The organism is Nitrospirota bacterium (assembly GCA_030645475.1).
Taxonomy (GTDB): Bacteria; Nitrospirota; Nitrospiria; order Nitrospirales; family Nitrospiraceae; genus Palsa-1315.
Genome location: JAUSMA010000041.1, coordinates 17,621 through 30,171, shown reverse-complemented (window position 1 = coordinate 30,171; position 12,551 = coordinate 17,621). Strand labels below are relative to the sequence as shown.

General features: G+C 58.0%; 14 protein-coding genes. 7 read left to right on the top strand and 7 right to left on the bottom strand.

The window, feature by feature from the left end; genetic code table 11:
• Positions 1–495 precede the first annotated feature (495 nt).
• From Q7U76_08840 to Q7U76_08830, 3 genes are all read right to left on the bottom strand, one after another.
• Positions 496–1,851, bottom strand: coding sequence for a sigma-54 dependent transcriptional regulator (locus Q7U76_08840; GenBank protein ID MDO8356480.1), 1,356 nt, complete (start codon positions 1,849–1,851; stop codon positions 496–498).
• Between the two features lie 70 nt (positions 1,852–1,921).
• Entirely contained in the window at positions 1,922–2,944 is a 1,023-nt protein-coding gene (gene queG / locus Q7U76_08835; protein ID MDO8356479.1) for a tRNA epoxyqueuosine(34) reductase QueG, read from the bottom strand.
• Positions 2,945–3,150: 206 nt separating this feature from the next.
• Positions 3,151–3,516 carry a hypothetical protein gene (locus tag Q7U76_08830; GenBank protein MDO8356478.1) on the bottom strand — a complete coding sequence of 122 codons (366 nt, stop codon included), beginning with the start codon at positions 3,514–3,516 and terminating at the stop codon, positions 3,151–3,153.
• 380 nt (positions 3,517–3,896) lie between these two features.
• Between Q7U76_08830 and Q7U76_08825 the strand changes: the two genes are divergently transcribed.
• Entirely contained in the window at positions 3,897–4,469 is a 573-nt protein-coding gene (locus Q7U76_08825) for an SRPBCC family protein (GenBank protein ID MDO8356477.1), read from the top strand.
• Positions 4,470–4,617: 148 nt separating this feature from the next.
• On the opposite strand, the gene thiI is transcribed toward Q7U76_08825, so the two are convergent.
• The 3 genes from thiI to coaE form a co-directional block, all read right to left on the bottom strand.
• Entirely contained in the window at positions 4,618–5,796 is a 1,179-nt protein-coding gene (gene thiI, locus Q7U76_08820; GenBank protein ID MDO8356476.1) for a tRNA uracil 4-sulfurtransferase ThiI, read from the bottom strand.
• A gap of 143 nt (positions 5,797–5,939) precedes the next feature.
• Positions 5,940–6,866 (bottom strand): thioredoxin-disulfide reductase, encoded by a 927-nt coding sequence (trxB, locus tag Q7U76_08815; protein MDO8356475.1) that lies wholly within the window; start codon positions 6,864–6,866, stop codon positions 5,940–5,942.
• Positions 6,867–6,919: 53 nt separating this feature from the next.
• Positions 6,920–7,522, bottom strand: a complete 603-nt coding sequence (coaE, locus tag Q7U76_08810) for a dephospho-CoA kinase (GenBank protein ID MDO8356474.1) — start codon at positions 7,520–7,522, stop codon at positions 6,920–6,922.
• Positions 7,523–7,605: 83 nt separating this feature from the next.
• Here coaE and Q7U76_08805 point away from each other — a divergent pair, with 83 nt between their 5' ends.
• From Q7U76_08805 to Q7U76_08780, 6 genes are all read left to right on the top strand, one after another.
• Positions 7,606–8,646 (top strand): pectinesterase family protein, encoded by a 1,041-nt coding sequence (locus Q7U76_08805; protein MDO8356473.1) that lies wholly within the window; start codon positions 7,606–7,608, stop codon positions 8,644–8,646.
• A gap of 139 nt (positions 8,647–8,785) precedes the next feature.
• Positions 8,786–8,971, top strand: coding sequence for a hypothetical protein (locus tag Q7U76_08800; protein MDO8356472.1), 186 nt, complete (start codon positions 8,786–8,788; stop codon positions 8,969–8,971).
• Between the two features lie 192 nt (positions 8,972–9,163).
• A complete protein-coding gene (locus Q7U76_08795) occupies positions 9,164–9,634 on the top strand; it encodes a heme-binding protein (protein ID MDO8356471.1) in 471 nt (156 codons plus the stop codon).
• 26 nt (positions 9,635–9,660) lie between these two features.
• Positions 9,661–10,086, top strand: coding sequence for a hypothetical protein (locus Q7U76_08790; protein ID MDO8356470.1), 426 nt, complete (start codon positions 9,661–9,663; stop codon positions 10,084–10,086).
• 185 nt (positions 10,087–10,271) lie between these two features.
• On the top strand, positions 10,272–10,916 hold the full coding sequence (locus Q7U76_08785; protein MDO8356469.1) for a hypothetical protein: 645 nt from the start codon (positions 10,272–10,274) through the stop codon (positions 10,914–10,916).
• Positions 10,913–11,506, top strand: coding sequence for a prepilin-type N-terminal cleavage/methylation domain-containing protein (locus Q7U76_08780; protein MDO8356468.1), 594 nt, complete (start codon positions 10,913–10,915; stop codon positions 11,504–11,506). The genes Q7U76_08785 and Q7U76_08780 overlap by 4 nt, the downstream gene beginning before the upstream one ends.
• A gap of 122 nt (positions 11,507–11,628) precedes the next feature.
• On the opposite strand, the gene Q7U76_08775 is transcribed toward Q7U76_08780, so the two are convergent.
• Positions 11,629–12,528: an NAD(P)-dependent oxidoreductase gene (locus Q7U76_08775; protein MDO8356467.1), complete on the bottom strand. Its 900-nt coding sequence runs from the start codon at positions 12,526–12,528 to the stop codon at positions 11,629–11,631.
• Positions 12,529–12,551: the final 23 nt, after the last annotated feature.

Here is a 12,551-nt window from a genome sequence, read left to right as displayed (position 1 = left end):
CACCCGGCGACGGTGGCGAGGGTCGAACGCCTGCTCAACCGTAGACCTAGAAAATCACTCGGATTTAAAACGCCCAACGAGGTCTTTCAGGCTCTGGTCAGACGCGGCTGAATGTTATGCACTGGGGAGTTGAATCTGCGCATTATTCTTAAATGGTAACTATTATATTAAGTGAGACGCCACAGGGATTTTAGCACTGGAGGCCTATTACTGGACGGCCTCGATGGCCCTGCTGAGCTTCAGATTCAGGCACTATCCTCGCTTCAGAAAACTCTGTCAATTACTGCTGATGGATAAATACTGCTACTTGGGTAATTTATTTCTTTCATTTTTTGCTACCCTTCTCTTCTTGTTTCGGCATTTTCACGGACAGGCTGTTCAAAAAGACCGTCCAGCAAGGCCGCAGGCGGAGCAAGAACCGGAGGCGTACCCTCGGGGTACGTTGAGGATTCTTGCGAGCTGAGAACGAAGCTGGCGGACTTTTTCAACAGCCTGCTAGAGGTGGTACTTCGCCATGCGATAGCGAAGAGTATTCCGCGTAATCTTGAGCAGCCTGCTTGCTTCAGAAATGTTGCCGCCGGTCTGGTCCAGCGCTTCCTTTAACAGTTTCTTTTCCATCTCCTGAGCCGAGAGGCCGAAGGCCAGGAGCGAGGTCTTCTCGCTTTCTCCGTTCGATCCTGTCGGTGGAGTATCGCGCACAGATGTGGGGAGGTGGTCCGGCTGGATCATCTCGTCCTTACAGGTGATGGTGAGACCTTCGACTACGTTGTGCAGCTCCCTCACGTTGCCGGGCCAGTCGTGGCCTTGGAGGATGGTTAGAGCGGCCGGGGTGATGCCTTTGATTCGACAGCCATGATCGCGGCGGGCGATCTCTAAGAAGGATGTCAGGATTGGCTCGATATCTTCTGGCCGTTCGCGAAGCGGCGGGATGCGCAGTTGGTAGACGTTCAGCCGATAGTAGAGGTCGAGGCGGAAGCGCCCGGCTTTGATCTGAGCCGGCAAATCTTCGTTCGTGGCGGCGATCACGCGGATGTTGACGTGGATGCTACGCGTGTCTCCCAGAGGATCGACCTGGCGGCTCTCTAGAACACGTAGGAGCTTTGCCTGTGCGGACGGACTCATCTCACCGATTTCATCGAGAAAGAGCGTGCCGCCTTCGGCTTGTTGGAACCGTCCCGGTTTGCTGTGTTTCGCGTCAGTGAAGGCACCCTGGTGATAGCCGAAGAGTTCCGATTCGAGGAGATGTTCGGGAATGCCGGCGCAATTGAGCGCGACGAAGGGACTCTTGGCCCGTGGGCTGGAGGCATGGATGCCATGGGCAAAGAGTTCTTTGCCAGTGCCGCTGTCGCCGGTGATGAGGACGGTCGCATCGGTTTGGGCGACTTCGGTTGCCAGACGTTTTAGTAATGTCATTTGAGGCGACCGGCTGACGATCTGATCGAATGCAGAGGGCCGTTCTTCTCTTGATTGGGACTCCGGTGCGCCGAAATCATGGGCCCTGTGAATGGCGGTCTGGATATCCTTCGATGTGACCGGTTGCGCGAGATAGTCGGTGGCGCCCCGATGCAATGCCTCGACCGCGGCCTTTGCCGATCCGTCTGTTCCGAGGATGATCACCGGGAGGTTGTGATCGATGCGCCTGGCTTGAGAGAGGATCACCTGGCTTACAATCCGTCCCTGGCTCTCATCACAGACAACGAGTGCGAGGTCTGTGTGGTCTTTCAGGAGGCGTAGACCCTCTTCTGTTGTTGCAGCAGTCAGAATGGTGGCGCGGAGGCCGTCGAGAGCTTGGTCGAGCAGCGGCTTGGTGCGCGGATCGGTCGAAATGAGCAGCAAGATCGGAATAGGCATAGGGCGTTCCTTCTCCTGCTAAGTGCTGGAAACAGCCTACTCCTCTTCCCTCCAGGAAAAAAGGGGGTGTTTATGAGGCCCGGCCCCCTGTTTGTCTCGTGAGGTTCTCTTGCGCGATCTCCACGTTACGAAGGAGGCCGCTCCGTTTGGCTCGCTTGATGGAACTCCCCTTGAATGTCGCCGCGAAACTCTCCTCGCTGATCTGAGCCAGAGCCTGGAGACTGGGGGCGAGGGTCATGGGGTTGGGGGCACAGGCTGGTTCACTCGTCGCGTCAGATCGAAGATTAAAGGGACAGACATCCAGGCAATCGTCGCAGCCGAAGATGCGATTGCCCATCTGAGCGGCGAGTTCGTCGGAAATGACTTTGCGGGTTCCGCGCAGTTCGATGGTCAGGTAGGAGATGCAGAGTCGGGCATCGACGACATAGGGCGCAACGATGGCGCCGGTCGGACAGGCCTGAATACACAGCGTACAACTTCCGCAGAGATCTGTGGCCGGTTCATCCGGCTCGAGCTCCAGGGTCGTCAGGATCTCACCAAGCAGGAGCCAGGAGCCGGATTCGGCGGAGACGAGATTGGAGTGTTTCCCGATCCAGCCGAGACCTGCCTGCTGCGCCCAGGCCTTTTCCATGATCGGGCCTGTATCGACGTAGGATCTGGTGGTCACGCCTGGCGCCAGGGCTGCGATCTTCGCTTCGAGCTGCGATATCCGCTGGCTCATCACCTCGTGGTAATCCTGTCCCCAGGCGTACCGGGCAATGCGTCCCATTCCCAGCCGCTCGTCCGCGCGGTTGTCCGTGTAGTAGTTCATGCCGACCGACAGCATCGATTTGCAGCCTGGTAGTACCAATCGTGGATCGCTGCGACGGGAGGGGTCGCGAGTCATCCAGGCCATCGTGCCGTAGTAGCCTAGCCGGAGCCATTCTGAGAGGCGACCGAATAGGAGTTGGGGTAAGGGGGTGACGGGGTCTAGAGGAGAGTTCTGCTGAAGGCTGACAGCTGACGGCTGATGGCTTTCTGCGATTCGACTGATGCCCACGGCGTCGAAACCCAATGCCCGGGCTTCGCGTTTGATGGCGTTAGCCAAAGACATGACTGGCAGTCTGTGGAGAACTATATGTGCAGGCTAGAGTTTCACGGGTCGTCAAGTTGCGGACAAGAGGGGAGTACCACTCAGGATGCTCAAACAGACCGTTCAGCAAGGCCGCAGGCGAATCGAAACCGGAGGCGTACCCTCGGGGGTACGTTGAGGATTTCGATGAGCTGAGAACGCAGCTGGCGGTTTGTTTCAGCATCCTGCTAGTGCGCTTGTTGGGAGCAGTCATAACGAACAATAAACTGGACCGAACAATGGTCGGATTTGCAGCGGCTGCAAGAGCCGGTGATTTTGGTTTTCCAGTCGGTGGCTTTCTCGTCGAATCGGCAGAAGGTCTTTCCGCCCTTCGAGACGGTGGTCCAGGGTTTGTCAGTGCCAGGAATATTGGCCACGAGGCAGCCGGTGGGGAAAGGAACCTGACAGCTCTGCGAGGCCTCTCCCTTGGCCATTCCGAAACTGCACACCTGCTCGGTCGTCGCCGTCGACTCGGAGAGAGGTTGTGCCTGAGCCGCAGCCGAGAGGCTCAATAGGTTAATGGCTATGAATAACATGAAGGATAGTCGTTTCATCTTTCGCATCCTAGCACAGAGATGTTTGGACCAGTCAATCACGTTTCGACCGCAGGATGCTGAAACGGACCGCCAGCTGCGTTCTCACCTTGAAAGCATCCTCAACGGGGACCCGGCCGCCTCACCACTCGGCGGCGCGCACAAACGTGGTGCTCCTTATTCGTCGCACCGTGCGCCCCTGAGGGTACGTCTCCGGTTCTTGCTCCGCCTGCGGCCTTGCTGGACGGTCTGTTTGAGCATCCTGCGAGTGCGTTGCTGTGGATTGCGAAAGGCGAAACGGAGGATTAGGGGCTGCTTTCCCTTCGAACCCATTCACGTTTGACGTTTTACGTCTCACGGATTGCTGTTTGTCCCGTCTGGCTCTCATATATAATCGCGCCATGTTGTGGCGTGTGATGATCATCGTCGGTTGTCTGTTGCTCGGCTGGCCTGGCTGGAGCCGTGCGGCTGAGCCGGGTGTGTTGGATGTCCGGACGGAGCCCACCGGCGGCGTGAAGGCGACGGCAACAATTGTCTTGCCCGCACCCGTTTCGGTGGTACGGGCCATCCTGACTGACTATGCTCATTGGCCGGAACTGTTCGAGGTGCGGATGAAGATGGCGGATGTGACGATTCAGAATGGAGTCGCCACCACGGACATTAGAATTGAGCATGCGTTGTTACCGGGGGAGCGTCGCTTGGTGACTGAGTCGAGGTTGTTGCCAAGCGGAGAGCTGGTGGCCGATCTCAAAAGCGGAGACTTCAAACGGTATCATCGGCGATGGAAACTGACGGCGGTCGATGGCGGCGCGCAGACTCGTGCGGACTTCGAGCTTGTCGTGGAGATTGAGTCGGTAATACCGGACTGGCTTGTCGCAGTGGCGACGAAGCGAGATCTGGAATCGCATTTTCGAATCCTGAAGGAAAAGACACTCGCGCGGACGCAGGATTTACAGTCTGGGCGATCACAGTGATCGCTAGCGAATCTCTGATTAGCAGGCTGCTCCAAAAGGCCGTTCAGCAAGGCCGCAGGCGGAGCAAGAACCGGAGGCGTACCTTCAGGGGTACGTTGAGGATTCTTGCGAGCTGAGAACGCCGCTGACGGTTTTTGGGGGCAGCCTGCTACTGAGGGAAGGTGAATTGGGACAACTCCGCCTTCTCGATTCCCTGCTTCACCAGCGCATCGATATCGAACATCTTCTCGATTTCCAGAATGTCTTCGAGTCTGGTTTTCGTGCTGGGGTGGGGCGGGGTGAAGAGTGAACAGCAATCTTGATCCGGCTCGATGGAGATGGCGAAGCTGCCGATCTGCTCAGCCTGGTCGGTAATCTCCAGCTTGTCCATGCCGATGAGAGGGCGCAGGAGCGGTAATTCTGATACCGCTTCGATGACCGTCAGGTTCTCCGGCGTCTGCGAGGCCACTTGCCCCAAGCTGTCGCCCGTGACCAATCCCCAACAATGCTCACGTTTGGCGAATTCCTGCGCGATGCGGATCATGACGCGCCGGTAGAGCACTACGCGATAGGGGGCCGGCGCGCTCGCCACAATGTCCCGCTGAATCTCTCCGAACGGGATGACGTAGAGCTTCGATGTATATTGGTGGGCCGTGAGGAGTTGCACCAGTTCCCGCACCTTTTCCTCTGAGGCGCGGCTCACGAGCGGCCGGCCGGAGAAATGGACGAAGAGGGCCCGGCATCCGCGTTTCATCATACGGTAGGCTGCGACCGGCGAATCGATTCCTCCGGAGATCAGGCAGGCAACTTTTCCACTGACGCCAACCGGCATGCCACCAGGGCCCTGAACTTTCTTGATCGAGTAGTAGACCTCTTTGGCGAGTAGTTCGAGATAGACCGTGAGATCTGGATCTTTCAGGCTGACCTTCTTGTCGGTTGCGTCACAGATGGCGGCGCCGACGTCCCGGGCGACTTCCATGGAGGTCAACGTCAATCGTTTGTCCGCTCGTTTTGCCGAGACGCGAAAGGTGGAAAACGATTCCGACCGAAGCGCCTCAATGACCGCTGAACTGAGCGCTCCCAAGTCCGGCTTGGCCAGATCGAGCGGCAACCCTTGCGCCAGCGAAAAGTTGGCGATCCCGAAGACTTTGGTGAGCCGGTCGATGATGATCTGGTCCGGAATCTCGTCAGGCAGGACCACGCGAATCCGGCTGCGGAGATTCTCGACGCGTCTGACGCCGAGGTCTCTCAATATCCATTGGATATTATGGACGAGGCGTTCCTCAAAATATTCGCGGTTGCGGCCTTTGAGGGCGATTTCGTGGTAGTGGACGATGGCGCAGCGCATAGTTTTCTAGCGGGATGCTGAAAAAGATTGCCAGCGTCGTTCTCGGCTCGACACAATCCTCAACGTACCCTAGCGGGTACGCCTCCGGTATGTGTCTCGCCTGCGGCCTTGCTGGACAACCATTTTGAGCATCCCTGGTGCCTTCATGAAATGTGGGTATTCGATTCCAGAAATCGTTCTGCATCGATCGCTGCCATGCAGCCGGAGCCGGCGGCGGTGACGGCTTGCCGGTAGGTTGAGTCTTGGACGTCGCCAGCAGCGAAGACGCCGGGGACACTTGTGGCGGTTCCGTTCGTCGTCCGGATATAACCCTTGGCATTCAGGTCTATTTGGCCGCTGAAGAGTGTGGTGTTGGGACGGTGCCCGATTGCCACGAAGACTCCGGCGCAGGGTACCTCTGTGACCTTACTTGTTACGAGGTTCTTCACTCGCACGCCAGCCACCAGGTCGTTTCCTAGAATGTCTTCGACGGCGGAGTTCCAGAGAAAAGAAATCTTTTCATTCTTCATCGCGCGGTCCTGCATGATTTTCGACGCCCGCAGCTTGTCGCGGCGATGGATCACGGTGACCTTGCTGGCGAATTTGGTGAGGAAGGTGGCTTCCTCCATCGCGCTGTCGCCGCCACCGACGACCATCAGTTCTTTGCCTTTGAAGAAAAAACCGTCGCAGGTCGCACAGGCGGAGACGCCGTGTCCCGTGAGGCGCGCCTCGTTCTTCAACCCGATCTGAATGGCCGACGCGCCGGTCGAGATGATGAGGGTTTTGGCTTGGACAGATTGTTCGCCGTCGATCGTGAGCGTGAAGGGGCGTGGTGTGAGCGCAACGGACGTGACATCGGCGGTCAGGAACTCTGTGCCGAATCGTTCAGCCTGCGCCCGCATTTCTTTCATCAAGTCCGGCCCCATGATCCCCTTGGCAAAACCGGGGTAGTTCTCGACTTCTGTCGTCGTGGTCAGTTGCCCGCCCGATTGCCAGCCTTCAATGAGCAGGGGCGAGAGATTCGCCCTGGCCGCATAGATGGCGGCTGTGAGGCCAGCCGGCCCTGAGCCGATGATGACGAGATTTCGCATGGGCGAAAACTTAACACAGGGGATAGCGGGAATGCACGGTAGGGGATGGGATGTTACGCGAGGTAGCGAAGGTTCTTGAATAATTGGCCGACCTGCTTGCGGAGTGCCGGTCGAGGGAGGGTTCCATTTAAGATCTGGTCCGCTCGCCGAGCCTTTTTCGCCAGTGGCATCTGGCTGCGGATGCGGCGGAGTGCTTCAGCGCGGGAAAGGCCGTTTCTTTTTTTTAGGCGTGCGATTTGGGTGTTGCGGTCGGCGGTGACGACGATGGTGTGATCGACTCGCTTGTCGATGCCGGCCTCGAAGAGGAGCGGGACGTCGTAGATGACGACGGATTGAGGGTTTTGTTGGGCCGCTTCTCTCGTCAATCTGACTTGCTCGCGCGCCACGCGGGGATGAATGATGGTTTCGAGCGCCCGGCGTTTTGCTGGATGGTGGAAGACGATGGCTCCGAGCGCCTGGCGATTGAGGCTGCGGTCAGGGTTGAGGACGGCCTTGCCAAACAGGGTGACGATCTCCCGCCAAGCCGGCTTGTCGGGCTCCACGACATCGCGAGCCAATTGGTCGGCATCGATCACCACCGCGCCGCATTGCTTGAACATCTTGGCGACGGTGCTTTTACCGGTGGCGACGCCGCCTGTGAGGCCGACCAGGATCATGCGGCGGAGCATAACATGCGACTACGAGCCTCACAACAAACCCCGATTGACTTCTTGCAGGGTAGGCCTGTATGAATTTCTGCATGAAAAAACTTCTAGTGGTTGCGTCCATCGCGGTGTTCGGATTTTTGAGCTCCGGCTTGTTGTGGGCCGATGAGGGGCCCCCAATGGGTCCTCGGACCCTCGTGGTTGCACTCGACGGGACAGGAGATTTCGTCTCTCTGCAGGAAGCGGTCGATGCCGCCAAGAAAGGCGACACCGTCTTCGTCAAGGCAGGCGAATATCATCAGGACGTGACCATTCACAGTAAAGAGAAGATCAAGTTCGTCGGGGCAGGGGTCAATCAGGTGACCATTGCCGGGCGCGATATCGTGGTGGGTGCGCTGCATGTCGGTAAGTGGCCCTATGGGGCGACGGATGTCGAGATCAGCGACATGACCATCAACGATCATGGCGGCCATGCGGTCGGTCTCTTCAACGGGCAGGGGCTGGTCCTCCGTCGGCTCAAGATCAACGGGATGTTGTTTAGCCAGCAGGTCCATGATGTACGGATCGAAGATTGTGATATCGGGGGGAGCGAGACGACCGGCGCGCAGTTTGCCGATTCAGAGGCGGTCATGATTGGGAATATCATTCACGACAACGATCATGGCGTATCGATTGCGGGGAAGTCGACGGTGCGGCTAGAGCGAAACGTGATCACCCGAAGTCTGTTTGAAGCTGTCGTGGTGAGCGGCCATGCCCGCGCCGTGATCGTGAGCAATACCCTGGTCAAGAATGGCGGTGGGGCAGCATTTCTCGGGCAATCCCAGAGTGACGTCACCGGCAACGTGGTCGGGCTGAATCGCGTGGGTTTTCTGATCGCCCCGTCCAGTCGGACCACGACGTCATTCAATGCGTTCTTCAATACGGATGGCGACTATCTTCGTGTGGGTGAGCCAAACCAGCGAGCTCCGGAGCTCAAGGCCCAGTCAGATATTACCGGGGACCCGTACTTTGTTGACCCGCTGCATGACGATTTTCGCCTGCGTCTTGACACGCCCCTCCTGAAGATCGGCCAATTTCCCTATCTCGGCGCGCTTGCGCCTGCCGCAACCGCTGCTCGTCGATCGACTGATAAGTAGCGTTGAATCAATAGGATAGATGACTTCAGCAGAGCATGGATTTCCATGTGCTATGCTACTTGTACGCCATAAGTCAGATGGATGATGGATCTCTGGCGCAGGAATTGCTGATTCATTGTCAGAGAAACTGGAGGCGACCGTGGCAAGTTACCGACAAGAGCTTGAAAAGGGTGGATTTGACGGGATCCCGTCCCTCGATGATGTCGAATCAGGCAAACTGGTTGGTGCCGTCCTCCCCATGTCAGAAAAGGCGCAGATTCAAATGCGCAATAGCATCGAAGTGATCGATTACCTCCTCAATCAAGAGCGCGTCGTCTGGAGCTAACGACCGCGCGCTCCATCGGCTGAATCCACAACCATCACCCCTCTATCTTGACAGACCTCTCGCGCCTTCGTACGCTCCTTGCCCTACGTGTTCCCGTAATCACCAGGAGAGAGAATCATGGCACCTCTGTATCTGCTTCATCGGCGTTCTGTCGTTGCTCGACTCATGACCGCGGCGGCATTCGTGGTGCTGATGCCTTGTATGGCACCGGCTTCCGATGAGTTGCCTAAAGAGACGGTTTTGCCTGTAGGTTTAGCGAATAAGGCGATCCAGGCTGCGCTGGATGCCTGTAAGAAGGACGGCTATAAGGTGAGCGTGTCGGTCGTGGATCGTGCCGGTGTGCTTCGCGCCATGAGCCGCGCGGATGGGGCCGGACCTCATACGGTCGATAGCAGCAGAAAGAAGGCCTATACCGCGGCCAGCCTTCGCCGTCCGACGACCGAGTTAGCTGAACTGATCAACAAGGTGCCGACGTTGCAAGCGCTTCGCGAGATGAACGATCAGGTCATTATCCTTGGGGGTGGGTTGCCAATTGAGATTGTCGGCGAGGTCGTTGGTGGAATCGGGGTCGGCGGGGCGCCAGGTGCCCATCTCGATGATGCCTGCGCTCAGGCGGGCCTGGATGCGATCGGCGCTGCGCCGAAAGTTCCTGCGGTAAAGTGAATAGGGGGTACAGGGCCAGTTGCGTCGTGAGCCTGCTGCTCTTTCTTGCCGCCTGCAATAGCGATGTGCCAGCGCCGGCTTCAGTCGAGTTTCCGGCAGATCAGGTGCGTCTGACGATTACCAGAGTCGCCACGAATCCATTCCTCTCCCGGCACGATCTTCGACTCACGCTCGTCGGACCTGGAGGTTGCTCCATCGAGGATGACCTATTCCCCAACACCGGGTATGTGAGCCGGCGGAACCTTTATCGCACGCGAGCGGGTCTGCTGTATGTGGTGGGCCAGTTCGATGCCCGCGTGATCGATCCGCTCCACTGCACTATCACCCTCGCCGAGTTCCGCACCCTCGATCGCTACGTGACCTTCCTCGGCAGTTTCGACGAGAACGGGCAGAAGCAGTGGGCCTACTTTTCTGCCAGCCAGCGGTCAGAACTCCCCTTTGAGAAACGGTAACAAGACACTCCAGGGTGCCGAAGGAATGGGGGGAGGGGCTGCCTAGCCGAGATCCATTCGGTGGCCCGAGTAAGTCGATAAAATGCTTGTGGTTTCAGGAGGTGGTGGTACGCTTTGATCTCATAGGGGACGGCGCATAGGCCCATGCATGTGGGCTCAGCGGGGGAACGAGCCAGGAGGATGATATGACGACGGTGGCGTTGAACCTGTCCAGCACCAACTCTGAGCAGAGTGTGGCGGCTGTTCGAAAAGAACAGAGGGCCTACACGTTCAAGGTTGCGGTGAGTATGGCGCTCTATGCCTGTCTGTTCTTCGTGCTGGCCTTCTGTGGGCCCTACGTCCTGCCTGCCATCACGCTCCTATCAGATGCGCCATTGACGGATCGTCAAGTTGCCGCGAGCCAGCTGCTGTTGCTGAGCGAGACGGTGTGGGTTGCCATCCCTGTGTTTTTTCTGGGGGCTATTCTAGTCAGCTTGCTGGTGACGCGTCGCATTGCCGATGCGCTTGAACGTTTGGGTCAGAGTGCCAGCGCCTGGGCATCCGGAATGGTATCGCATCGACTCCAGTTCCGGGAGGCAGACCGATTGACGGATCTGGCGCAGCTGCTCAATCAAGGCTGGAGTCACGTTGGGCAGGGGGTCGAGACGGTGCAACATGAATCGTCTCGCGCTCGGGCCGCTGTCGATGGCGCGACCAAGACTCTTTTGGCTCAGGGTATGGGAGGGTCGGAGGCGCTCCGTCAATTACAGACGACAACAGAGGCGTTGGATCGCATTCAAGCTGCGTTGCGCCGATTTGAGATCGGACCACCTCACGAACGACGATCATGAATTTGTCTCGGCACCCCCGCATGCAGAGCCCCGACGGTTTTACCTTGATCGAGTTGATGATCGTGGTGGCCATCCTGGGGATCCTCGTTTCCCTTGCTACCGTCTCGTACAGTCATTTTGTGACCAAGGCAAAGTCTGTTGAAGGTGAGATCGTGGTTCGCGAGATCGAACGGTTGGAGTATCTTTATCACACATCGAATCATGGCTACACAGACAACCTGACCGATTTGGGATTTGCCATGACCGAAACGTTGAAGTATTACACCCCGGAAGTACGGAAGGGCTCCGATTCCGACAAGATCAGCTATCAGGTTCGTGCATTGCCGGTCACGGTGTCAGCGACTGATTCGTGGCTCCTGACGAGTTATCGCGATGGGGCAGTGCAGGTGGACCGAGTTCCCGTGAGCGAAATTGGCACGTTTGCGACGGTGCGATATCTGGGCAATGCGGGGACGATGTCGTCCGGCGAGGCTACGACCGCTTCTGTCGGTGGCGGGATCTCCGGCAATAACGAGCCTGAATGGTCTGGTGGCGGACGCAGCTTGGGGTGCCAAGAATGTGGCCGTGTCGTGATCAATCAACGCAACTGAGACGTCGTGTGTAAGCCAATTTGGCTCCGGCAGCGTTTTCCCCTCTTGCGCAGCCATACGTCGCTGTCCCACCGCAGGACGATAGCGCCCATCACATCGCCTTCCCGAAGCCATTCTTAGCGTTAGTGCGCGCGTCGGTCTTTGAACGTGAGTTCAGAGACAGCGGATTTGTCCAGCTCGCCTTTGCCGAGCGCGACCAGCCGCTGGTATTGCTCGTAGGTCGCTTGAGCCAACGGGAGGGTGATCCCTGCGGTCTTCGCTAAGGTCAGGGCGATGCCCGAGTCCTTGGCGGCATGGGCGGCCGAGAAGTAGCAGTCATGGGCGCGATTCTGCATATCCTCACCGTCCGTCTCCAAGACGCGCGACGCAGCTCCGGTCTGGGCGAAGATCTCCCGCACCATCGTCAGGTCGAGACCGAGCGCGGCTCCAAGCCCAAGCCCTTCTGCGAGCGCGGCCGTATTGCAGTTCATCACCATGTTGACGAGGGCTTTGACCTTCGCGGCTTCTCCTGCCGATCCGACATAGCGCAAATGTGCGCTCAATTTGTTCAAGAGCGGCTTCACTGACTCGAACACATCCTGCCGTCCGCCGCACATGAGATAGAGCGTGCCTTGGCGGGCCTGTGTGATGCTGCTGGCCATACAGGCCTCCAGGGTTCGGCCTCCACGTTGCGTCACCAGCGCGTCAACCTCGATATGCATATCTGGCGAAAGTGTGGCGCAGTTGATGAAGAGCCGATCCTTGGCGTGCCGGAGAAGACTCTCTGTACCGGTCGGGGAAAAGATCTGTCGCATCGCGGCGTCGTCGGATACGACCGTGAAAATGATGTCGACGAGTTCTGCGACTCGGGCAGGGGAGTGAGCTCCTTCACAGCCCAGCTCGGTCGCAAGGCTGGTGGCGGTGGTCTGATCCCGATCGTAGAGAGCGATGAGGGTTTCCTGTTGATCCCTCAAACGTCGGGCCATGTTGGCCCCCATCCGTCCAACTCCCACGAAGCCGATCTTTGGCTTAGACTGACTCATCTCGCTGGCCCTTTCGTTCGTGT

What these genes read in the sequence shown, in the direction of transcription:
- Q7U76_08840 (MDO8356480.1), bottom strand. Translation starts at nt 1,851, where the DNA reads ATGCCTATTCCGATCTTGCTGCTCATTTCGACCGATCCGCGCACCAAG.
- queG (MDO8356479.1), bottom strand. Translation starts at nt 2,944, where the DNA reads ATGTCTTTGGCTAACGCCATCAAACGCGAAGCCCGGGCATTGGGTTTC.
- Q7U76_08830 (MDO8356478.1), bottom strand. Translation starts at nt 3,516, where the DNA reads ATGAAACGACTATCCTTCATGTTATTCATAGCCATTAACCTATTGAGC.
- Q7U76_08825 (MDO8356477.1), top strand. Translation starts at nt 3,897, where the DNA reads ATGTTGTGGCGTGTGATGATCATCGTCGGTTGTCTGTTGCTCGGCTGG.
- thiI (MDO8356476.1), bottom strand. Translation starts at nt 5,796, where the DNA reads ATGCGCTGCGCCATCGTCCACTACCACGAAATCGCCCTCAAAGGCCGC.
- trxB (MDO8356475.1), bottom strand. Translation starts at nt 6,866, where the DNA reads ATGCGAAATCTCGTCATCATCGGCTCAGGGCCGGCTGGCCTCACAGCC.
- coaE (MDO8356474.1), bottom strand. Translation starts at nt 7,522, where the DNA reads ATGATCCTGGTCGGCCTCACAGGCGGCGTCGCCACCGGTAAAAGCACC.
- Q7U76_08805 (MDO8356473.1), top strand. Translation starts at nt 7,606, where the DNA reads ATGAAAAAACTTCTAGTGGTTGCGTCCATCGCGGTGTTCGGATTTTTG.
- Q7U76_08795 (MDO8356471.1), top strand. Translation starts at nt 9,164, where the DNA reads ATGCCTTGTATGGCACCGGCTTCCGATGAGTTGCCTAAAGAGACGGTT.
- Q7U76_08785 (MDO8356469.1), top strand. Translation starts at nt 10,272, where the DNA reads ATGACGACGGTGGCGTTGAACCTGTCCAGCACCAACTCTGAGCAGAGT.
- Q7U76_08780 (MDO8356468.1), top strand. Translation starts at nt 10,913, where the DNA reads ATGAATTTGTCTCGGCACCCCCGCATGCAGAGCCCCGACGGTTTTACC.
- Q7U76_08775 (MDO8356467.1), bottom strand. Translation starts at nt 12,528, where the DNA reads ATGAGTCAGTCTAAGCCAAAGATCGGCTTCGTGGGAGTTGGACGGATG.